Below are 20,752 nucleotides of genomic sequence, written 5' to 3'. Positions count from 1 at the left end.
ATTGGGCGCGATTCCACGAATCGACCGAGTACCGGTCGAAATACGTCCGTTTGAACGTCGCAAACGAACTCAGGAGAACTTGGCGTTGATCTCGATGACGTTCGCGGAGCGAGTGACCATGTTGGGCAGTTCTTCCCGGTACCGATCGCCGGTCATTCGACTCGAGGGACCGGAGACGCTCACCGCGCCGATCACGTCGTCTTCGCCGGCCGTTACGGGTGCCGCGACACAGCGGAGCCCCTCTATTTTCTCCTCGTCGTCGAAGGCGTACCCCCGCTCTCGAATCGTCTCGAGCTCTTCGAAAAGCTCGTCGCGGCTGGTGATCGTTTGCGGCGTGTACCCAGGCAATCCGTGTTCGTCGACGATCTCCTCGACGCGCTCTCGCGGGTAGTGAGCGAGAATCGCCTTTCCGAGGGAGATACAGTGAAGGTACTCCCGTTTGCCGACGGACGACGCCGTCTGGACGGCCAGTTCGCCGCCGGTCTTGTAGAGGTATACCGCCCGGCCGTGTTCCTCCGTTGCAAATTGCACTAACTCGTTGGACTGCTCGGCCAGATCGGCCAGTTCGTCCGTGACGACCTCGTAGGTACCGAGCCGTTCTTTCACCCCTTCACCCAGTTCGAGGTACCGGAGGCTGAGTCGGTAGGTCTCGTCGTCTTTGACGACGTGTTCTTTCTCGAGGAGCGTCGCCAGATGACAGTGGATCGTTCCTTTCGATCGATTCAGTTCGTCCGCGATCTCGGTAATCCGCGCGCTGTCGTTCTCGTGCAGGTAATCGATGATCTCGAGCGTGATTCCCACCGCCTGAATCGTTCTCGGCTTCGACGATTTGGCCATGTGAGTACACAGCACACCCAGCCACTAAATTGTTTGTGTCTCCCAAACGAATGTGGGTGTTTGAACCTTACGAACGATGGCCTATCCTCACCGAAATCGACCGATTTCGAGCATTTACGCCGGAGTGAGCGTAACGTATTTGTGTTCGTACCACAAGCTACCAGACGCATGTCCGAGCAACGAGAGCGAGCAGTTTCGGTAGATGTACGTGACCACGTCGACAACTACGTCGGCGGACGGTGGACGACACCGGAGGGTGACAGTTCCCAGCCGGTCGTCGATCCCGCCACGGGGGACGAACTCGCAACCGTCGAATTCTCGACCGTCGAAACCGTCGACGAAGCGGTCCAGACGGCAGACGAGGCGTTCGAAGAGTGGCGACAGACGCCCGTCGTCGAGCGAGTACAGTATCTCTTCGACCTGAAGACCGAACTCGAGAACCGTCTCGAGGAGATTGCAACGGCGCTGTCGCGCGAGCACGGCAAGACCGTCGGGGAGGCCCGCGGCGAAATTAAGCGCGGCATCGAGAACGTCGAGGTAGCCTGCGGGATGCCGAACATGATGCGCGAGGGCAGCGGGAACGTCGAAGACGTGGCCGCCGATATGGACGAGTACGCCGTCCGCCAACCCCTCGGCGTCTTCACCGCCATCACGCCGTTTAATTTCCCGGCGATGATCCCGCTGTGGTTCCTACCGTACGCGGTCGCGACGGGCAACACGTTCGTCCTCAAGCCCAGCGAGAAGGTGCCGTTGAGCTCCCAGCTCATCTTCGAGGCCGTCGACGCGGTCGGCTTCCCGGACGGCGTCGTCAACCTCGTCAACGGCGGCGCGGATACCGTCAACGCGCTGCTAGAGCACGACGACATCGAGGGCGTCTCGTTCGTCGGGAGCTCCCCGGTCGCAAAGCACGTCTACGAGACCGCAGCCGAGCACGGAAAGCGCGTCCAGGCACAGGGCGGCGCGAAAAACTACGCCGTCGTTACCGACCAGGCAGCCGTGGACGAGGCGGTTCCGAACATCATCGGCTCGGTGTACGGCAACGCCGGGCAGCGCTGTCTCGCCAACGACGTCGTCGTGGGCGTCGATACCGTCTACGACGACCTCCGCGAACGGTTGATCGAGGCCGCCGAAAACCTCACCGTCGGCATCGGGCTCGACGAAGATACCGACGTCGGCCCGCTCATCACGGGCGACTCGCGGGAGCGAGTCCTCGACCTGATCGACGAGGCGCTCGAGGAGGGGGCCGAACTCGTCCTCGACGGTCGGGACTTCGAACACCCGGACGAGGACCTCGACGGCCACTTCCTCGGGCCGACGCTCCTCGAGGGCGTGACGACTGACATGGAGATCGCACAGACGGAGATCTTCGGTCCAGTGTTGTGTCTCGCCGACGCGGACGACCTCGATTCGGCGATCGAGATGGTCAACTCGACGAAGTACGGTAACGCGTCTTCGATCTACACTGAGTCCGGCAGCGAAGCGCGACAGTACCGGTACGAAGTGGATGCGGGCAACATCGGCGTCAACGTCGGCGTCTGTGCGCCGATGGGCTTTTTCCACTTCGGCGGGCGCAAAGCGTCGTTCTTCGGCGACCTCCACGCACAGGGCGAGGATGCGGTCAACTTCTACACCGAGAAGACCATTCAGATCGAACGGTGGTACAGCTAATCCTCGAGCCTCGCCTTCCCACGTCTCGGCGTCTGTGAACCCTGCATCTTGGCGTCTGTGACTCCTTCGTCTTGGCATCTGTGAGTCACACGTCTTGTCGCCTGCGAATTCCGCGTCTTGTCGCCTGCGAATCGATCGCCTCCGTCGTCCTGACACCGTCGAGTCGTTCTTCTCGCCAGCGGACCGCGACTGCGGAGCCACCGAAGCGATCACGGCATTCGTCGCCACCGGAAGTTATAACAGGTGTCTCCCCAATCGATTTGGTAATGCGACTCGCTGACACCGGTTGCGATCCGAACGTCCCACGCTGTGCTGCACCATCGCGGCGTTCGAAGCGAGTCGCACTGGCCCGTGTCGGCCGCACGGAGACCGACGCGTCGAGCGATCGGTCGGAAACACGGCCGCGCGGCGGAACGGTTCGACCCACCGGATCGAACCGCTCGAGATCGATCGCAGATCGACGGAACACACCCTAACTCACAGCTATGTACGAGGACTTCGCATCCACGCTCGCGGCGACGATGTGGACAGATTTCGACGAGACGCCCCACCGAGACGGACCGACGGCGGAAATCACGGACGTCGATTCGTTCGTCATCGACGGTAACTTCCCGTGGACGATCGTCACGCTCGAAACCGATCGGGGCGTGACCGGCATCGGCGAGGCCTACCCCTCGCCGGGTGTCCACGAAATCGTCACGGACTACCTTCGGCCCGTACTCGTCGGCGAGAACCCGCTCGACGTCGAACGGCTCTACAACCTCATGCGCGAGAGCCTCTCCGGTCGGGGCTCGCAGTGGGGCGTCGGAACAATCGCCATAAGCGGTATCGAAATCGCACTCTGGGACGCGGCGGGGAAAATACTCGACCAACCGGTCTACCAGCTCCTCGGCGGGAAGACGCGAGAGGAAGTCCGCGTCTACGCCGACTGTCACGCGGGGGAGGCGATGGTGTCCTCGGCCGAGGAGGGCCAGGAGGAGACGACCTACGAGCCGGAGGCGTACGCGCGGGCCGCCCGATTGGCGGTCGAGGACGGTTTCGACGCCGTCAAGTTCGACCTCGATGTCCCGTCCGGTCGGGACATCGACACGCTCTCGAGACACTTCGATCCGCCGGAGATCGAGCACAAGCGATCGGTCGTCGAGGCGGTCACCGAGGAGGTCGGCACCGACGCCGAAGTCGCGGTCGACCTCCACTGGAACTTCAGTCCCGAAACGGCCGAACGGCTGTGCCGGGCCATCGAGCCCTACGATCTCGCCTGGATCGAAGACCCGCTTCCCCCGGAGAACACCGACGCGATGCGGGAGCTAAAGCGATCGACCGACGTGACGTTACTGACCGGGGAGAACCGCTACGGCCGTCACGGATTCCGCGACCTCATCGAGGACCAGGCGGTCGACTTCCTCGCGCCCGACGTGCCAAAGACCGGCGGCATCGCGGAGACCAAGAAGATCGCGGACATGGCGGAAGCCTACTATCAGGCATTGATACCCCACAACATCGGCAGCCCGGTCGCGACCGTCGCGACCGCCCACGTCGGCGCGACGGTGCCGAACTTCGTCGCCCTCGAGTATCACGCCCGCGAAGTCCCGTGGTGGGACGATCTCGTCGCGCGGGACGAACCGCTCATCCAGAACGGGCGGCTTACCGTTCCCGACGAACCGGGCCTCGGCATCGAACTCGACTGGGATGTCGTCGAGAAACATCGAAAGACTCGAGACTGACACCTCACCGCACCCGGTTCGACTGTTTTAGCACTGAGTCCCCGTGGTCGTTGGTCATCGACTCCGACACGGGTCGTCTGCTTCGCTCGAGAAGTTGATTTTCGAACATAAAACCTAATGCACGGTCGTCCGTACTGTCACGTGACGATGGTTCGAATCGATTACATGGCGCATCAGGAGCAGTACGACCCGTCGACGCTGCTGGAGTACGGGGAACGGGCCACCGACGGCGGCTACGAGACGGTCTGGACCTCGGATCACTTCCATCCCTGGTTTCACACCGAGGCGGAGTCGGGATTCGCGTGGTCCTGGCTCGGTGCCGCGACGGAACGGTTCGACGGGCCGATCGGAACGTGCGTGACGCCGGCGACCGGCCACTATCACCCCGGGATGATAGCCCAGGCCTTTGCCACGCTGCAACACCTCCACGACGATCGCGTGTTGCTCGGGCTCTCGACCGGCGAGGCGATGAACGAGACGCCGCTCGGCTTCGACTGGCCCGAGTACCCCGAGCGCCGCGATCGGCTCGAGGAATCGCTCGAAATCATACGTGCCCTCTGGGGCGACGACGAGTGGCTCGGCGACGGCGTCCGCGATCAGATCGACGAAGAGGGGTTCGTCACGTACCAGGGAGAGCGCTTCGACCTCGACGAAGCGAACCTGTACACGATGTCCGACGAATCGCCGGAGATCCACATCGCCGCGAACGGACCGAGTACCGCTCGTCTCGCGGCCCGGTACGCCGACGGGTTCATCACAGTCAAGAAAGGTTCTGAGTTCACGGATCGGCTCTATCCCGCGATCCGTCGATACGCCGAGGAGGAGGGGAATGATCCGGACGCGATCGAAACGACCCTACTCGTGACGGCGTCGTACGACCCAAACTACAAGCGAGCGCTCGCGGCGACGCGCCCGTGGTGGGCGACGACCCAGAACGTCTTCGACCGGGCGATGGCCGACCCGAGGGAGATCGAGGCCGAAGGCGAGAAAGCGACCCGCGAAGAAGTCGAGGAGAAGTTCCTCATCGCGGACGACCCGTCCACGATCGCGGCCCAGCTCGAGGAGTACGCTGAGATGGGGTTCGATCGAATCGCGGTCGGGAACACCAGCCCGGAGCCCGAACGGCTGTTCGAAGTGATGAACGACGAGGTGATTCCGTCGTTGTAGTCGCCGATCGATCTGGCTCCTGTCCTGTCCCATCCCATTCGTCTGGGTGCTGTCGCTTCTATCCTGTCCCTGCCGTTCGTTCCCCTGCGGTGGTGTTGTCCCGTCTTCTCGAGCGGCGACTCGATAGTGACTGTGCGTTTCAGCCACGAGGCGAGTGCCAATATTTATGTCACACCGTACCAATCCATGCAGTATGCCCAAATTGACTGGCGGAGAGATCATCGCCAAGTATCTGGAAGCGGAGGGCGTCGAGTACCTGGTCGGGATTCCCGGCCACGGAAGCACGAACCTGCTCGACGCGTTCAACGATTCGACCGTCGAGGTAATTCAGCCGCGACACGAACAGGGGGCGACCCACCTCGCGGACGGCTACGCCCGCGCGTCCGGCGACCCGCTCGCGGTCTTTACGTCGATCGGTCCCGGCGCGACCAATACCGTCACCGGTGCCGCGACCGCGTACGTCGACTCGATCCCGATGGTCATCTTCACCGGCGCGCCACAGACACACGAGTACGGACAGGGGATCTTGCAGGAACTCGATCGACAGAAGCCCGGCGACTTCCCCAGCGTCATGGAACCGGTCACGAAACGAAGCTTCGTCGTCCAGGACGTCGAACGGCTCCCTCGAGTGTTACGGCGGGCGTTCCAGATCGCCGTAACGGGTCGCCCGGGCCCGGTCCACGTCGACGTTCCGATGGACGTTCAAGGGGCTGCAGCGGACGTAGAAATTCCTGACCCCGCGGAGACGCGCACGCACAGTCGCCCCGGCGGCGACCCCGACTCGATAGCGGAGGCCGCCGACCTGCTCGCCGACGCCGATCGGCCCGTGATCGTCCCCGGCGGCGGCTGTATGCTCGGCGAGGCCTGGGACGAAGTGCAGGCGCTCGCCGAGCATCTGAAAGCCCCCGTCATTCCGACCTTCCAGGCGAAGGGGATCATCCCCGAAGATCACGACCTCTTCGTCGGATACGCGGGCTGGATCGGCTCTTCGGCGGGCAACGAACTCGCGAGTAACGCGGACGTTGTCCTCGGGATCGGCTGTCGGTTCTCCGACCTCCACACCTCGTCGTTCGAACAGGGGGTCAGCTTCGAGATTCCGCCGAGCAAGCTCATCCACGTCGACATCGATAACACGGAGATCGGCAAGAACTATCCCGTCGAAGTCGGTATCCTCGGCGACGCCAAGGTCGTCACCGACCAGCTGTACGACGGCGTCTCCGACCGCATCGACGAGGTTTCGACCGAAGGCAACGACTACTACGACGAGATCCAGCGCCTGTGGGCCGACTGGCAGGAACGGGTCGAAAGCCGTCACACGAACGACGTTCCCATGAGCATCCCGCGCGCGCTCTCGAGCCTTCGGGATGCGCTGCCCAGAGAGGGAATAATCGTCTCGAGTGCGGGCCAACCGCAGGAGATCACGAACCCGGAGTTTCCCGTCTACGATCCGCAGACGAACGTCTCCTGTGGCGGGTTTTCGACGATGGGCTTCGGCGTCTCCGCCGCGATCGGTGCAAAACTCGCGGAACCCGATCGACCGGTCGTCGACATCGAGGGCGACGGGAGCTTTCTGATGTGTAATCAGGAAATGGCCTGTGCGGTCGAACACGACATCGACGTGACCTGGTTCGTGGTCAACAACAACGGTTGGAAGTCGATCCGGAACCTGCAGGTCGACAAGTACGGCTGGGATCGCGTGCTCAACACGGAGTTCGACACCGACGACGACGTCGACTTCGTCAAGATGGCCGAGGCGTTCAGCGTCGGATTCGCCGAACGCGTCGTCAAACCCGAAAACCTCAGTTCGACCCTCGAAGAAGCGATCGAGTACGACGGGCCGGCGTTCGTCGAAGCCGTCGTCAAACCGGACGACGCCGACTCGGGTGCGATCATCACCGGCGAGTGGGATCTCGCCGACCTCGAAGCGGACGACTGACTTCCCCGGTTTCGCCAGGTTTCGTCGGATCAAAGCTCAGTTTCACACCCGACGGGGTCCCCGACTTCGGTATTATTATATCGGATGCGGCTAAATGCCATGGTATGCAATCGCTTGTAGTGGATGCAACCTGGGAGCCACGAGCATCGTACGACGTTTCTGCGGTCGAACGCGAATCGAAGAAGGCGATGAACGCCTCGCAGGTCTGGCGCGACCCCGAACTCCGAGTGACCGAGCGGGAGCGACCGACGCCCGACGACGACGAAGTGCTCGTTCGCGTTCGATACGCGGGTATCTGCGGGAGCGACGTTTCGATGCTCGAGACGGACGACGATGGCTACGTCCACTACTCCGCGTACCTCCGGCTCCCGAACGTGACCGGTCACGAGTTCGCCGGCGAAGTCGTCGAGACCGGTGACGACGTGTCGCTCTTCGAGGGCGGCGAACTCGTCACCGCGGAGGTGACCGACTACTGCGGGCGCTGTAACATGTGTCGACAGGGGTTCAACGGCCACTGCGAGAACTTCGAGCAGGTCGGCTTTACCGTTCCCGGCGCGTTCGCGGAGTACGTGGCCGTCCCCGAGAAACTGTGCTGGGACGTCTCGAGGCTTCGAGACGAGTTCGAAACCGAGGACGAGGCCCTCCGCGCCGCCGCGACGATCGAACCGAGCACCATCACGTACCACGGCCTGTTCGCCCGCGCCGAGGGGATTTTGCCGGGCGACTATCACGTCTACCACGGGGCCGGACCGATCGGTCTCACCGGGATGAACGTCTCGAGAGCCGCGGGCGCGGGCGAAGTGATCGCGTTCGAACCCGCCGACGAACGACGCGCGGTCGCTCGAGAGCTCGGGTACGACCACGTCTATAACCCGATCGAACGCGATCCGGTCGAGACGGTCGCGTCGATTACGAACGGCGAAGGAGCAGACGTTCACGTCGAAACGGCCGGCGCGGTCGCACAGACCTATCCGGCTATCCAGGAAACGCTCGCCGAGAATGCGAACGTGGTCCACATCAGCAACGCTGGCTCCGATCCCGATATCGCGTTGCGGAAGCTCCAGGGAAGCAGTGCCCAACTCTACGGATCGGAGGGCCACACCGGACAGCAGATCTACCCTCGAGTGATTCGGCTGATGGCCGCCGGCCAACTCGATAACCGACCGATCATCACCTCGACATTCGATCTCTCTGACGCCGACGCAGCGATCGAGCAGGCCGCAAAGCGTGTCGACGGGAAAGTTCTCATCGAAGTGTAAGAGGCGGGCCACGGCGCGTTCTCGTTTCGCTGGCATACAGTCACGTGATTCGTCACCGAACCACACCATTTATTGTCCGTCCACTCACTCACACTGTATGGGCGTAGGATACACGACCATCATGTACGATCCAGCGGAGGTACTGTCCGAGGGTCTCGGTGATTTCGCCGCCTGTCGGTACGACGGCGTCGAGATTGGTCTCGGGAAAGTCGAATACATGGGCGTCGATTCGCTGCAATCGTCGCTCGAGGAATACGGTCTCGATATCTACTGTGTCATGGCCGGCTGGCTCAACAACGAGGAAGACGTCGAGGCGGCGGTCGACGGCGCGGCCATCGCCGCGGAGCTCGACGCGCGGTTCCTGGGAATCCTGCCGCCGCCTCGCGGACAGGAGACCAACGAGACGTTCGACGACTGGCTCGATCGAATTTGCACGGCCGCCGCCGACGCCGGCGTGACGCCCGTCCTCCACCACCACGGCGCGTCCCACGTCGAAAGTCCCGACGAAATCGCACACTGGCTCGAGCGCGCGCCCGACAACCTCGAACTCCTGTACGACACGGCACACTACCAGCCCTACGGCGACGTCATCGACGGCATCTCCCGATTCGCAGACGACATCGCCTACGTTCACCTCAAAGACATCGACCCCACTGTCGACTTTCAGGACCACGTCGATACCCTCTCGGCGGGCAACGTTCAGTACGACAGCCTCTTCGTGTTCCTGACGTCGTTCGTCGACCTCGGCGCAGGCGTCATCGACTTCGAGGCCGTCGACGCGGCGCTCGAGCAGATCGGGTACGACGGACAGATCACGATCGAAATCGAGAACGAGCGCAACGACAGGCTCGTCCACGCGAAGCGCAACATCGATCACTGGAACGACGCGACGGGTGCGTAAGTGTAGTCTCGGCGGTCGGAAGACACACCGACTGCGAAAGCGGATTTGTTCCCGCGAACCGAGCGACGACCGCGTCAGTGTTGATCGGCACCCGAGTGATCGACGATTGACGTGACGGCGCGCGTCTTCGGGTATGACGACGATTTTTCCTGACCGGCCTGTTCGTCTGTACTGCCGGTACGATCAGGTCTCGGTCTCGAGCGCGACTCGCTCGCCTCGATCGTCACTCTGGACGATTGCGTCGATGATCCGCTGTACCGTCAACGCCGATTCGAAGGAGACGATATTGTCGCTCTCGCCGTCGATCGCACGCAGGAACTCGTAGTTCTCGTGGACGACCGTGTGTTCCCAGCCGATCGTGTGACCGGCCGGCCACCAGCGGTGGCCGTACGGATCGTCCTCGTCGGTGACCACGATCCGCTCGTAGCCCCGTCGATCGGCGTCGTACACCTCGAGTTCGTTGAGCCGCTCGAGGTCGAATCGAACCGCGCCCTCGGAGCCGATAATTTCGATCGCGTTGGTCGCCTTGTGGCCAGACGCCACGCTCGAGCCGTCGAAGACGCCGACCGCACCCGATTCGAACGACGCCGTCGCGAGATAGATGTCGTCGGTCGTCACCGGTCGCGTGCCCTCGCCGTCGGATGTGGGCCGTTCGTCGACCAGCGTCGCGAGTCGTCCGCTGACGTCGGTGATCTCCCCGACGAGCCAGCGAGCGAGATCGATCGTGTGCGAGCCCACGTCACCGACCTGGCCGTACCCTGCCCGATCGGCGTTATTGCGCCAGACCCACGGATGATCCGGGTTGGCCTGCCAGTCGACGAGATAAGTTCCGCGAACGTGGCGGATCTGCCCGAGTGCACCCTGCTCGATCAACTCCTTCGCCAGCCGAAGCGCTGGGACGTACCGGTAGTTGAACGCGCACGCGGCGACGGCGTCGCTCTCACCTGCGGCTTCGACCATCCGCTCTGCGCTCTCGAGGCTCTTCGCGAGCGGTTTCTCACAGAGGACGTGAACGTCGTTCTCGAGGGCCGCGATCGTCGGTTCGGCGTGCAGGTCGTTCGGACCGAGGTTGTAGAGGACGTCCACCTCGTGGACGAGCGTCTCCCAGTCGTCGGTCGTGTGGGAGAACCCGAACCGATCGGCGGCAGCGGCGACGCGTTCCTCGTTGCGCCCACAGAGGACGTGTCGCTCCGTCTCGGGCGCCTCGGGAAAGAACATCGGGAGGCGGGCCAGCGCGTTCGCGTGGGCCTGTCCCATGAAGCCGTAGCCGATGAACCCGACGCGCAGCGTCATCGGAATCGACCTCCGCCGTGTGCTGTAGTCACCGCGACCGATTTCGTCTCGACTCGAGGTCGTACTCTACCCTGTCGTCCGTTTGTTTTGGTCTCGGGTCTCCCCCCGAGACGAGTGTGCGACCGCATACCGAGTGGATTGGTCGCATTGGGCAAATAGATACCGGGATAGTGTCCGCGGCGTCTCGGTCGTCGTCTCCCCGACTCGAGCCGCGATCCAACCGCGATGCTCGGCATCGCGTGGTACTCGTTAGCAAATTATTTGTGGGACGACGGACAACCTCCTCTCGAGATGAAACTCGGAGTTATCGGTGTCGGCGCTATCGCACAGATCATGCACGTTCCGTACCTCGCGGAACTGCCCGAAGCTGACATTCACGCAATCGCGGACCCGGGCAAGAACGTGGTCGAGACGTTCGGTGACCGGTACAACGTCCCCAACCGGTACACGGAGAGCACCGCGCTGATCGAAGCTCAGGCCGACGCGCTCGACGGCGTGGTCATCACGACGCCGATGCACACCCACGCGGAGGTCGCCATCGCCGCACTCGAGGCGGACTTGCATACGTTCGTCGAGAAGCCGGTGGCCGTGACGCCGGCAGACGCCCAGCGAGTCGTCGATGCGGCCGAGGAGTCGGACGCGGTCTGTATGGTCGGGTACATGAAACGGTTCGATCCCGGCTTCCAGCGATTCCAGTCCGGACTCGACGACCTCTCCGAGATTGATCTCGTGACGAGTACCGTCATCCCACCGGATGTCGGCTCTGTCCTCGAGGAAAACTACGATATCGTCTATGCCGACCTCGCGGACTCGTTCATCGAGGAGAGCAACGAAACGCGCCGAAAGCAAGTCGAACGGGCGATCGGAACCGACGACGAGACGCTCTCGAAGGCCTACGACTTCCACCTCGAGAGCATCTGTCACGACGTCAACGCGCTGCGATCGGCGTTCGGTTCGGTCGAGCGGATCGACCATGTCGACATCTTTGGCGACTGGCAGTTCATCACCGCACAGCTTCGCTACGAAGGCGATCGCCGGTGCCTGCTGAAGGCCGGAACGAGCGATCGAAAGTGGTACGACGAACGGATCCGCGTCGACGCACCCGAGGGATCGGCGTCGATCGAATTTTCGAACGCGTTCATCAAGAACACGCCGTCGGACGTCCGCACCAAACTCGGCACGGCGAAGACGACGGAAACGCGGCACACGCCGTCCTCGGACGAGCCGTTCAAGCGCGAACTCCGACACTTCCTCGAGTGCATCGACGGGTCGGCTACTCCGCGGACGCCGCCGGAGGAATCGAAGCGGGACGTCGAACTCATCGCCGACCTCGTTCGGACGTACGACCAGGTCGGCGAGTCGGGTAGCGTCAGCCGATAACCGACGGACGTCTCGTTCCCGTTGAGTCTCCTCTCAACCGATTCGAACGAAACTGGTACACGCGAGTCGAGATCGATCTTACGATCGCGTTCTGTGACCCGTCACTGCCGTCGATCGTATCAGTTCGTCCCCCTCAATTGCACTAGCTCTATTCCTCCCACTGCATCCACTCGGGATCCTCACACCGGAGTCGACGGTCGATATCGTCGATCCTCTCGATCGCTTCGTCGGTCAGGTCTAGCTCGAGCGCTTCGCGGTTGCTCCGGATGTGTTCGGGCGTCTTCGACCGGGGGATCGGAACGACCCCGTCTTTCGAGCGGAGCCAGGCCAGGCTGACGGCGGCTTCGGTCGTGTCGCGTTCGTCGGCGATGGCCGAAATGGTCGTGTCCTCGAATACCTCCCCCTGTGCGATCGGGGAGTAGGCGACGAAGAACGCTCCGCGATCCCGAACCGCTCCGCGGAGTTTCTCCTGTGGTAAATACGGATGCATCTCCGCCTGAACCGCGTACGGGGATGGCTCGAGGAGTTCGTCTGCGAGTTCCAGATCGCTCGGCGTGTAGTTGCTCAGACCGACGCGTTCGACCGCCTCCGTTTCGACGAGTTCGTTGAAGACCGGCAACACGGTCTCGATATCGTCCCTGTTGCGGGGCCAGTGGTGGTAGAGTAGATCGATGGTATCGATTCCGAGTCGGGATCGGCTCTCTTCGACCCCGTTTCGTACGTATTCGGGCGTCTTCTCCGGCTCCTCGAAGTGGGCGATCTTCGTGGCGACGAACAGTTCGTCGCGGTCGACGTCGGCGCGGTCGATCGCCTCGCCGACCTCCGCCTCGTTGCCGTACAGACGAGCGGTATCGAGATGGCGATATCCCGCCTCGAGCGCCGTGACGAGGGCATCGATGCCGTCTTCGCCCGTGAGGCTGTACGTCCCGAATCCGAGCCCGTGTGCATCGTTCTCGAGCATGGATACGTATATCATCGATCGGGCTTTATATCTTCTCGTATCGGAGAGATTTATTCAATGAACTCGAGTTCCGCGTCCGAAAAATCTGAGACCTCCATCTGTTTGAGAGAACCAAACGACGTTTCGGGTCGTCGATCAACGATTCGATCGGGCCTCAACGATGCCGTCTACGATTGTACATCTACTGTCAGCTATCGCCGGGTTTGCTCCTGTCGCTGATTCGAGCTCGCCGTTTGACCGTTACGAATAGCGATCTGAACGCAGTAGTGCTCATCATCTGCCCGTCGGACGACTTCTTTCTACCGCTTTCTCGAGATGATCAATAGTTTACATACATATGTATGTAACAAAATCCCGAGAAAATATCCTTGACTGAGTGGTTTTCGAATTCCTACCCTCGATATCCGTTTGCGAGACCCAAACTCGGGGAAAGACGACCAAAACAGTGGCGATGCGCTCCCCCTGCATGCATCCAGTCAGTCGACGTCGATTCCTGTATCACGTGGTTCCGGGTCGCCCGCCCGAAAGAAGTGGATTTAAGCGGGTCGTCGACCGTTCGGATTGCATGGGATCCGATGGACGCGGCGACCGGCGAAAAACGACGGCGACATCGCTTCGAGTGGTCGATGCGATCGACGAACTCGACGGCGGTCGGCTCACCGAGATATCTGACCAGGTCGGGCTCTCGACGAGTACCGTCTACACGCACCTCGAGACACTGCGAGACGTCGGCTACGTCACGAAAGTCGGGGACACTTACCAGCTCGGCCTGAAGCTTTTCCATCTTGGGGAAGCGGCCCGTCGGCGCGACGAACGGTACGACCTCGCGAAGGAACACGCGTTCGAACTGGCTAACGCGACCGGCGAGGAAGTGAGCTTCGCCGTGGCGGAGAACGGGCGGAGTATCGTTCTCTTCGACGAAGTCAGCAATCCCTCAGTGACGGGTTTTCAGGTGGGGCACCAGTTCTACATGCACAGTTCCGCGAGCGGAAAAGCGATGCTGGCCGAGTTCTCGGACGACCGCGTCCACGAGATTCTCGATCGGTGGGGGCTTCCGGCCCAGACGCCGAATACGATCACCAGTCGGGACGAACTCTTCGCGGAACTCAAGCGAACTCGCTCGCGGGGATACGCCGTGAACGACCAGGAAGCCCTTGAGGGGTTGCGATCGGTGGCGCTGGCTATCACGGGCCCGGACGGAACCGCGTTCGGATCGCTCGATATCTCCGGGCCGCCGTATCGCCTTCCGTCCGACGAAAAGCTCGTCGAACTTCTTCGGCCCGTCGTTTCGGAACTCGAGCGCGAACTGGCGAATGAGAACGATGCGACGGTTCGGGACTCGTGAGTGACATGGCGGAAACTAACTCGCCGTCGTATCGGTTCAGGATCTCTCGATGGCGCTGATACCGTCATCGAAACGCCGTGATTGTTACACTCGTATTGGTGTAAACCGCTACCTCCGGAGCGCTTTCACGTCGGAACTGGGATGGATTAGTTTCTATATTGGAAAACCTCCCTCTGGGCCCGTGAGAGTGGTCCTAGTGTCGTAACTCGCCAATATGGCAATAATTCCACAGCGTTCGGTGTCGATCGTTCCTGTGGTGGTTCCTCGTGCGCTTTTTCAATAATCTGGTCGCGAGACGCGCTCAGAGAAGTCACAGCGAAGGCCCAGACGACCGGCTTTGGCACAAGAGACAGTAGTCAGGTGCACAGTTCGAACCGACAAGATAGCGTTTCCCTCCATCACGCTCACCCGGTCCGGTACACCGTCCTCTCTCTTCCCCTTCATTTGCTTTTTCTATATTGGAAACTCGATCAGCGCTCTGACTCTGGACAGCTCGAGCAGGAGTATTTTCGATCGAAAAACCGTCTCCGGAGCGGCGACGGCCGCTATGGATCGTTCTCGCACCCCTGCGCTACTATTATTACTGGTCGGCGACGTGTAACGGCCGAGGTCGCTACGCGCCTCGGAGACGCCCACAAATGAATCTGTCAGTATCAGCGATAGAGCGAGCCCGCGAACGGTTCGACGAGTCGGTCGTGCGAGAGACGCCCGTCGAGACGAGTCGGTCCCTCGAGGCCAAAACCGGCGCCGAAATACGCCTCAAGATGGAGCACTTACAGCGTACCGGCTCGTTCAAAACGCGCGGAGCATACACGAAGCTATCTCGAATAGTCGAATCTGGGCCCGACGTCTCCCGCGTGGTCGCGGCCAGTGCCGGCAATCACGCTCAGGGCGTCGCGCTGGCCGCGACCGAGCTCGGACTCTCCTCGACGGTCGTGATGCCGTGGAGCGCACCCCAGACCAAGATCGACGCGACGGCGGCCTACGGTGCCGACGTCGAACTTCATGGCGACGACTTCGGCGCCGCGATGGAGTACGCACAGACGCTCGTCGACGAGGATTCCGTCTTCGTCCACGCGTACGATGACCCCGCTATCGTTGCCGGTCAGGGAACGGTCGGCCTCGAGATCGTAGAGCAGGTCCCCGACGTCGACACGATCGTCGTCCCGGTCGGCGGCGGCGGACTCATAAGCGGCATCGCGACGGTCATCAGCGAACGAAAGCCTGACACCAGGATCGTCGGCGTCCAAGCCGCTGGAGCGGCGACACTGCCCCAGAGCTTGCAGAAGGGCGAACCGGTTAGCTGCGACAAGACTCGAACGATCGCCGACGGCATCGCGACCGGTAGTCTCTCCCAGATCACCTACGAGCGCATCGAACGCTCCGTCGACGACGTCGTCACGGTCACCGACACGCAGATAGCCGACAGCGTGCTGTTCACGCTCGAGCGGACGAAACAGATGATCGAAGGGGCGAGCGCGACGACCATCGCCGCGTTGCGAAGCGATCGACTGGACGTTCGCGACGAACTCGTCGTCCCGGTGCTCTCCGGGGGGAATCTTAGTATGACCGACCTCCAGACGGTCCTCACCCACGGGTTGACCGCGCGAAAGCAACTCGTCAGATTCCGGGTCCGAATCGTCGACGAACCGGGGCGACTGGAACGGCTCTCCGCGCTGATCGCAGACCACAACGCGAACGTCAGGAACGTTCGCCACGAGCGGTCCGTCGAGGACTTAGACGTCGGTGAGGCGTACCTCCACTTTCGCGTCGAGACGAGCGGGACCGAACAGACCGAACGGATCGTCGCCGCCATTCAGGATGCTGGGTTTCCGGTCACGCGAGTCAACTGACGCCGACGGTTCGATCACAGAACAGTGAAATTTATGTGAGCCGTCTCTGATGGTTCCAGTGTGACGTTACAGAAGCCACCTTTATACTCGGCCCATCGTGCTGCCGACGCGGACTTCACCGACTTCGGTGGGTGGGAGATGCCCGTTACGTTCGATTCGATACGTACGGAGCATACGGCAGTTAGGGAAACGGCCGGCCGCTTCGACGTGAGTCACATGGGCGAAGTCGTCGTTCGGGGGCCCGACGCGACGGAACTGATGGATCGGCTCACGACGAACGCCGTCGACGAACTGGAACCAGGAGACGCCCAGTACTCCTGTGTCCTCGACGAGAACGGCATCCTACTGGACGATACGGTCGTCTACCGCCGTCCGGAACGGGAGGACTACCTCTTCGTCCCGAACGCCGGTCACGACGAGCAACTGGCGAACAGATGGCGCCGCTTTGGGGCGGACGAGGGCCTCGACGCCACCGTCGAGAACGTAACCGACGAAACCGCAATGATCGCGATACAGGGCCCCGAAGCGGTCGACGCGGTCTCCTCGGTCGCGAGCGATTCGGTGTCGGATCTCGGTCGATTTTGCGCGCGCCGCGTCGCGATCGAGGGTGTCGACTGTCTCGTCGCCAGAACCGGGTATACCGGTGAGGACGGCGTCGAGATCGTGTTTCCGGCGACCGACGCCGAGTCCGTCTGGGGCGCGTTCGAGGATATCCAGCGGTGCGGTCTGGGCGCTCGAGACACGCTCCGACTGGAAGCCGGTCTCCTCCTTTCCGGCGAGGATTTCGACCCCGAAGACGAGCCGCGAACGCCGCTCGAGGCCGGGCTGGAGTTCGTCGTCGACTTCTCGACGCCGTTCGTCGGCGCGGACGCGCTTCGGGAACTCGAGGCCGCGGGCGTCGACGAGCGCCTCGTCGGACTCAGAGTGGACGAGCGGGCGATCGCGCGCGCCGGCTACTCGATCGTCGCCGACGGGGCGGAGATCGGTGCCGTGACCAGCGGCACGATGAGTCCGACGCTCGGCGTTCCCATCGCGCTCGGCTACGTCGACGCGGCGTATGCGGACGAGGGGACCGAGGTCGGAGTCGAGGTTCGCGACAACGTGGTGGATGCAACGATCGTCGATCAACGATTTCTGGGGACCCAGGAGGGAGACACGTAACCGATGGAATTCGACATACCAGCACAACGGCGGTACGCGGAATCGCACGAATGGATACTGCGACGGGACGACGTCGTTCGAGTGGGCATCACCGACTTCGCACAGGACGAACTGGGTGACATTGTCTTCGTCGAACTTCCCGCCGCCGGCGAGACACTAGAGGAAGGGACGGAGTTCGGGGTCGTAGAGAGCATCAAAGCGATCTCGGACGTTTACGCGCCCGTCTCGGGAACGATCGCCGCGGTCAACGAGACGATACTCGATCGCCCCGAACTCGTCAACGAGGACCCGTACGGCGAGGGGTGGATGATCGAACTCGAGACGGACGACTCGCTCGATGACCTTCTCGGCCCGGACGAGTACGAGGACCAGATCAAATGAGTCAGCACGAGACGACGCTATCGACGGCGACGAGTCGGTCCGGAACGCCGTTCGCACCCCACTCCGAAGCGGACGTCGATGCGATGCTTCAGGCGGTGGGCGCGGACTCGGTCGAGGACCTATTCGACGTTCCGGAATCGGTGCGGTTCGACGGTTCGTTCGGGATCGACGCCGCATCTGAGCGAGACGTGAGACGGCGGTTGACGGAGATCCTCGACCGAAACGACTCCGTAACCGAGTTCCTCGGGCGCGGCCACTACGATCACTACGTCCCGTCGCTCGTCGACCACCTGGCCGATCGCTCGGAGTTTCTGACCTCCTACACGCAGTACCAGCCCGAGATCACGCAGGGATTCCTGCAGGCGCTGTTCGAGTACCAGTCGCTGCTCGTGGAACTGACCGGTCTCGAGGTCGCGAACTGCTCGATGTACGACGCCGCCACCGCGCTGGGCGAGGCGGCCACGCTGTCCCAGCGCGTCAGGGCCGTTACGGGTGATCGTGTACTCGTCCCCGATACGCTCCTCGACGAGCGACGGGCAGTCCTCGAAAACTACGTTTCCGGGGCCGACCTCGTCGTCGCGGAGTATCCGACCGACGGTGGTGTGGTCGATCCCGACGAGATCGCCGCCGCCGTCGACGACGACGTCGCGTTCGCGTACGTCGAAAACCCGACGACGAGCGGTCGAATCCAGCCCGCTCTCGAGGAGGTCGGGACCCACCTCGCTGACAGCGAGGTGTTGTTTTGCCTCGGCTCAGACCCGGTCGCGCTGTCGCTGTTGCAGACGCCGGCGTCGGTCGGTGCCGACGTCGTGGTCGGCGACGCGAGCACCCTCGGGCTGGGTTCGGCCTACGGAATGGGACTCGGCCTGTTCGCCTGCCGCGAGGAGTATCTCCGGCAGGTTCCGGGCCGTCTCGTCGGCGCCAGCGAGGACGATCGTGGCCAGCGGGCGTACACGCTGACGCTCCAGACTCGAGAACAACACATTCGCCGAGAGCGAGCGACGTCGAACATCTGTACCAACCAGGCGTGGGTCGCGCTGCGAGCCGCGATTCACGCGACGCTGCTCGGTCCAGACGGACTCGTCGAACTCGCGAAATCCTGTCATCGACTCCCGCAGCGTCTCGCAGCTCAGATCGATGCGATTGACGGCATCGAGGCCTCGGCCGCCGAGTACCACAACTTCCGCGAGTTCAGGGCGACCGTCGAACCGCCCGCTTCGGAGTTCGTTTCGGACCTCTACGCGGAAGGCTTCGCTGTCCACGCCGTCGACGAGGAGACGGTCCAGATCTGCGTGACCGACGCGAACGAGCGCGAGATCGATGCGTTTGTGGTCGCGATAGCGGAGGTGCTCGACTGATGGCCGGCCATCAGCAGGCCGTCTGGAACGATCCGGAATCGGACGGGTACGAGCCGTTACTCGCCGAGAAGGATCGGACGACGGTCGACGTCGAGTACGACGGGTTGCCCGAGGACCTCACCAGAGACTCGATATCCCTGCCGGCGCTTTCGGAACCCGAAGCCGCGCGCCACTACACGCGCCTCTCGCAGATGAACTACGGGATCGACAGCGGTCCCTACCCGCTCGGTTCCTGCACCATGAAGTACAACCCGAAGTTCACCGAGGACATCGCGGCGCGGGCGTCGGCAGCCGTCCATCCGGACCGCCTCGAGGAGAGCGTTCAGGGGACGCTCCAGCTCTACGCCGAACTCCAGGACTATCTCGGGCGCATCGGCGGGATGGACGCGGTGACGCTCCAGCCGCCGGCGGGAGCAGCCGGCGAGTTCACGGGCATTCTCGTCGCCGCGGCCTACCACGAGCGAAACGGCGAGGGCGACGAGCGAACCGAGGTCATCGTGCCGGCGAGCGCGCACGGGACGAACTTCGCCAGCGCCGCGATGGCGGGCTACGACGTCGTCGAGTTACCGGCCACCGACGACGGTCGGGTCGACCTCGAGGCGCTCTCGAGCGCCGTCGGTAGCGAAACCGCCGCGTTGATGCTGACGAACCCGAACACGCTCGGGCTGTTCGAGCGCGATATCGAGGAGATCGCCGACATCGTTCACGACGCCGGCGGTCTGCTGTACTACGACGGCGCGAACCTGAACGCGCTGCTCGGGCACGCGCGACCGGGCGACATGGGCTTCGACATCATGCACTACAACGTCCACAAGACGTTCGCGACGCCCCACGGCGGCGGTGGACCGGGCGCTGGTCCGATCGGCGTCACCGAGGAGCTCGCGCCGTTCCTGCCGTCTCCGCAGGTCCGTCAGGGTTCGGACGGCTACGAACTGTTCGAGCCGTCGGAGTCGATCGGCAAGGTCCACGGCGCGATGGGCAACTGGCTGGTGCTGCTCAAGACCCACGCGTACATCCGCCGGCTCGGTGACGAGGGTCTCGAGGACGCGAGCGCGAAGGCGGTGCTCAATGCGAACTACCTCGCCAGCCAGATCGACCTCGAGGTGCCCTTCGGCCCCTTCCATCACGAGTTCGTCGCGAGCGCCGGCGACCTCGACGCCGCCGACTTCGCAAAGTGCATGCTCGATTTCGGCGTCCACCCGCCGACGACGAAGTGGCCGGAGATCGTTCCGGAAGCGCTGATGACCGAGCCGACCGAGGCCGAGAGCAAGCGATCGCTCGATCGGCTCGCCGCCGCGTTCGACGCCGTCGCCGACGACGAGGACGCACTCGAATCCGCACCCGAGCGAACCAGCGCGCGGTACATCGATCAGACGAGTGCCGCACGGACGCCGCGCCTGTCCTGGCACGCGCTCTCGGACACGGAGTAACGCGGTTCGCCCGATCACCATCGTCACTTGTCGCCTCGAACCTTCCGGGAAACCAGCGGGACACGGTCGGCGGAGTCCAGTATCTGAGTTTCTCTCCG

Annotated in this window: 16 protein-coding genes; 13 read left to right on the top strand and 3 right to left on the bottom strand. The window is 62.8% G+C overall.

The window, feature by feature from the left end; genetic code table 11:
• Positions 1-69: 69 nt before the first annotated feature.
• Positions 70-837 carry an IclR family transcriptional regulator gene (locus BM348_RS18300; protein WP_092907168.1) on the bottom strand — a complete coding sequence of 256 codons (768 nt, stop codon included), beginning with the start codon at positions 835-837 and terminating at the stop codon, positions 70-72.
• Positions 838-1,005: 168 nt separating this feature from the next.
• On the opposite strand from BM348_RS18300, the gene BM348_RS18295 reads away from it, so the two are divergent.
• From BM348_RS18295 to BM348_RS18265, 6 genes are all read left to right on the top strand, one after another.
• Positions 1,006-2,505: a CoA-acylating methylmalonate-semialdehyde dehydrogenase gene (locus BM348_RS18295; RefSeq protein WP_092907166.1), complete on the top strand. Its 1,500-nt coding sequence runs from the start codon at positions 1,006-1,008 to the stop codon at positions 2,503-2,505.
• Between the two features lie 485 nt (positions 2,506-2,990).
• Entirely contained in the window at positions 2,991-4,229 is a 1,239-nt protein-coding gene (locus BM348_RS18285; protein WP_092907162.1) for a mandelate racemase/muconate lactonizing enzyme family protein, read from the top strand.
• Positions 4,230-4,376: 147 nt separating this feature from the next.
• Positions 4,377-5,396, top strand: coding sequence for an LLM class flavin-dependent oxidoreductase (locus BM348_RS18280; RefSeq protein WP_092907255.1), 1,020 nt, complete (start codon positions 4,377-4,379; stop codon positions 5,394-5,396).
• 193 nt (positions 5,397-5,589) lie between these two features.
• A complete protein-coding gene (locus BM348_RS18275) occupies positions 5,590-7,332 on the top strand; it encodes a thiamine pyrophosphate-binding protein (RefSeq protein ID WP_092907160.1) in 1,743 nt (580 codons plus the stop codon).
• 104 nt (positions 7,333-7,436) lie between these two features.
• Positions 7,437-8,591 carry a scyllo-inosose 3-dehydrogenase gene (gene iolM, locus BM348_RS18270; protein WP_092907158.1) on the top strand — a complete coding sequence of 385 codons (1,155 nt, stop codon included), beginning with the start codon at positions 7,437-7,439 and terminating at the stop codon, positions 8,589-8,591.
• 97 nt (positions 8,592-8,688) lie between these two features.
• On the top strand, positions 8,689-9,492 hold the full coding sequence (locus tag BM348_RS18265; RefSeq protein ID WP_092907156.1) for a sugar phosphate isomerase/epimerase family protein: 804 nt from the start codon (positions 8,689-8,691) through the stop codon (positions 9,490-9,492).
• 183 nt (positions 9,493-9,675) lie between these two features.
• On the opposite strand, the gene BM348_RS18260 is transcribed toward BM348_RS18265, so the two are convergent.
• A complete protein-coding gene (locus BM348_RS18260) occupies positions 9,676-10,785 on the bottom strand; it encodes a Gfo/Idh/MocA family protein (protein ID WP_092907154.1) in 1,110 nt (369 codons plus the stop codon).
• A gap of 291 nt (positions 10,786-11,076) precedes the next feature.
• Here BM348_RS18260 and BM348_RS18255 point away from each other — a divergent pair, with 291 nt between their 5' ends.
• A complete protein-coding gene (locus BM348_RS18255; RefSeq protein ID WP_092907152.1) occupies positions 11,077-12,165 on the top strand; it encodes a Gfo/Idh/MocA family protein in 1,089 nt (362 codons plus the stop codon).
• Between the two features lie 148 nt (positions 12,166-12,313).
• Here BM348_RS18255 and BM348_RS18250 read toward each other — a convergent pair whose 3' ends face one another.
• Positions 12,314-13,126 (bottom strand): aldo/keto reductase, encoded by an 813-nt coding sequence (locus BM348_RS18250; RefSeq protein ID WP_092907150.1) that lies wholly within the window; start codon positions 13,124-13,126, stop codon positions 12,314-12,316.
• A gap of 565 nt (positions 13,127-13,691) precedes the next feature.
• On the opposite strand from BM348_RS18250, the gene BM348_RS18245 reads away from it, so the two are divergent.
• The 6 genes from BM348_RS18245 (at position 13,692) to gcvPB (ending at position 20,654) form a co-directional block, all read left to right on the top strand.
• Positions 13,692-14,471: an IclR family transcriptional regulator gene (locus BM348_RS18245; RefSeq protein WP_092907148.1), complete on the top strand. Its 780-nt coding sequence runs from the start codon at positions 13,692-13,694 to the stop codon at positions 14,469-14,471.
• Between the two features lie 638 nt (positions 14,472-15,109).
• Positions 15,110-16,324 carry a threonine ammonia-lyase gene (gene ilvA / locus BM348_RS18240; protein WP_092907146.1) on the top strand — a complete coding sequence of 405 codons (1,215 nt, stop codon included), beginning with the start codon at positions 15,110-15,112 and terminating at the stop codon, positions 16,322-16,324.
• A 60-nt stretch (positions 16,325-16,384) separates the two neighbouring features.
• Positions 16,385-17,485 (top strand): glycine cleavage system aminomethyltransferase GcvT, encoded by a 1,101-nt coding sequence (gcvT, locus tag BM348_RS18235; RefSeq protein WP_092907144.1) that lies wholly within the window; start codon positions 16,385-16,387, stop codon positions 17,483-17,485.
• 3 nt (positions 17,486-17,488) lie between these two features.
• Positions 17,489-17,866 (top strand): glycine cleavage system protein GcvH, encoded by a 378-nt coding sequence (gene gcvH / locus BM348_RS18230; RefSeq protein ID WP_092907142.1) that lies wholly within the window; start codon positions 17,489-17,491, stop codon positions 17,864-17,866.
• A complete protein-coding gene (gene gcvPA / locus BM348_RS18225) occupies positions 17,863-19,224 on the top strand; it encodes an aminomethyl-transferring glycine dehydrogenase subunit GcvPA (protein ID WP_092907140.1) in 1,362 nt (453 codons plus the stop codon). The genes gcvH and gcvPA overlap by 4 nt, the downstream gene beginning before the upstream one ends.
• Positions 19,224-20,654, top strand: coding sequence for an aminomethyl-transferring glycine dehydrogenase subunit GcvPB (gene gcvPB / locus BM348_RS18220; protein WP_092907138.1), 1,431 nt, complete (start codon positions 19,224-19,226; stop codon positions 20,652-20,654). The genes gcvPA and gcvPB overlap by 1 nt, the downstream gene beginning before the upstream one ends.
• Positions 20,655-20,752: the final 98 nt, after the last annotated feature.

The organism is Halostagnicola kamekurae (genome assembly GCF_900116205.1).
Taxonomy (GTDB): Archaea; Halobacteriota; Halobacteria; order Halobacteriales; family Natrialbaceae; genus Halostagnicola; species Halostagnicola kamekurae.
The sequence above is the reverse complement of the archived record's forward strand: the minus strand, read 5'-3'. Positions and strand labels throughout refer to the sequence as shown.

What these genes read in the sequence shown, in the direction of transcription:
- BM348_RS18300 (WP_092907168.1), bottom strand. Translation starts at nt 837, where the DNA reads ATGGCCAAATCGTCGAAGCCGAGAACGATTCAGGCGGTGGGAATCACG.
- BM348_RS18295 (WP_092907166.1), top strand. Translation starts at nt 1,006, where the DNA reads ATGTCCGAGCAACGAGAGCGAGCAGTTTCGGTAGATGTACGTGACCAC.
- BM348_RS18285 (WP_092907162.1), top strand. Translation starts at nt 2,991, where the DNA reads ATGTACGAGGACTTCGCATCCACGCTCGCGGCGACGATGTGGACAGAT.
- BM348_RS18280 (WP_092907255.1), top strand. Translation starts at nt 4,377, where the DNA reads ATGGTTCGAATCGATTACATGGCGCATCAGGAGCAGTACGACCCGTCG.
- BM348_RS18275 (WP_092907160.1), top strand. Translation starts at nt 5,590, where the DNA reads ATGCCCAAATTGACTGGCGGAGAGATCATCGCCAAGTATCTGGAAGCG.
- iolM (WP_092907158.1), top strand. Translation starts at nt 7,437, where the DNA reads ATGCAATCGCTTGTAGTGGATGCAACCTGGGAGCCACGAGCATCGTAC.
- BM348_RS18265 (WP_092907156.1), top strand. Translation starts at nt 8,689, where the DNA reads ATGGGCGTAGGATACACGACCATCATGTACGATCCAGCGGAGGTACTG.
- BM348_RS18260 (WP_092907154.1), bottom strand. Translation starts at nt 10,785, where the DNA reads ATGACGCTGCGCGTCGGGTTCATCGGCTACGGCTTCATGGGACAGGCC.
- BM348_RS18255 (WP_092907152.1), top strand. Translation starts at nt 11,077, where the DNA reads ATGAAACTCGGAGTTATCGGTGTCGGCGCTATCGCACAGATCATGCAC.
- BM348_RS18250 (WP_092907150.1), bottom strand. Translation starts at nt 13,126, where the DNA reads ATGCTCGAGAACGATGCACACGGGCTCGGATTCGGGACGTACAGCCTC.
- BM348_RS18245 (WP_092907148.1), top strand. Translation starts at nt 13,692, where the DNA reads ATGGGATCCGATGGACGCGGCGACCGGCGAAAAACGACGGCGACATCG.
- ilvA (WP_092907146.1), top strand. Translation starts at nt 15,110, where the DNA reads ATGAATCTGTCAGTATCAGCGATAGAGCGAGCCCGCGAACGGTTCGAC.
- gcvH (WP_092907142.1), top strand. Translation starts at nt 17,489, where the DNA reads ATGGAATTCGACATACCAGCACAACGGCGGTACGCGGAATCGCACGAA.
- gcvPA (WP_092907140.1), top strand. Translation starts at nt 17,863, where the DNA reads ATGAGTCAGCACGAGACGACGCTATCGACGGCGACGAGTCGGTCCGGA.
- gcvPB (WP_092907138.1), top strand. Translation starts at nt 19,224, where the DNA reads ATGGCCGGCCATCAGCAGGCCGTCTGGAACGATCCGGAATCGGACGGG.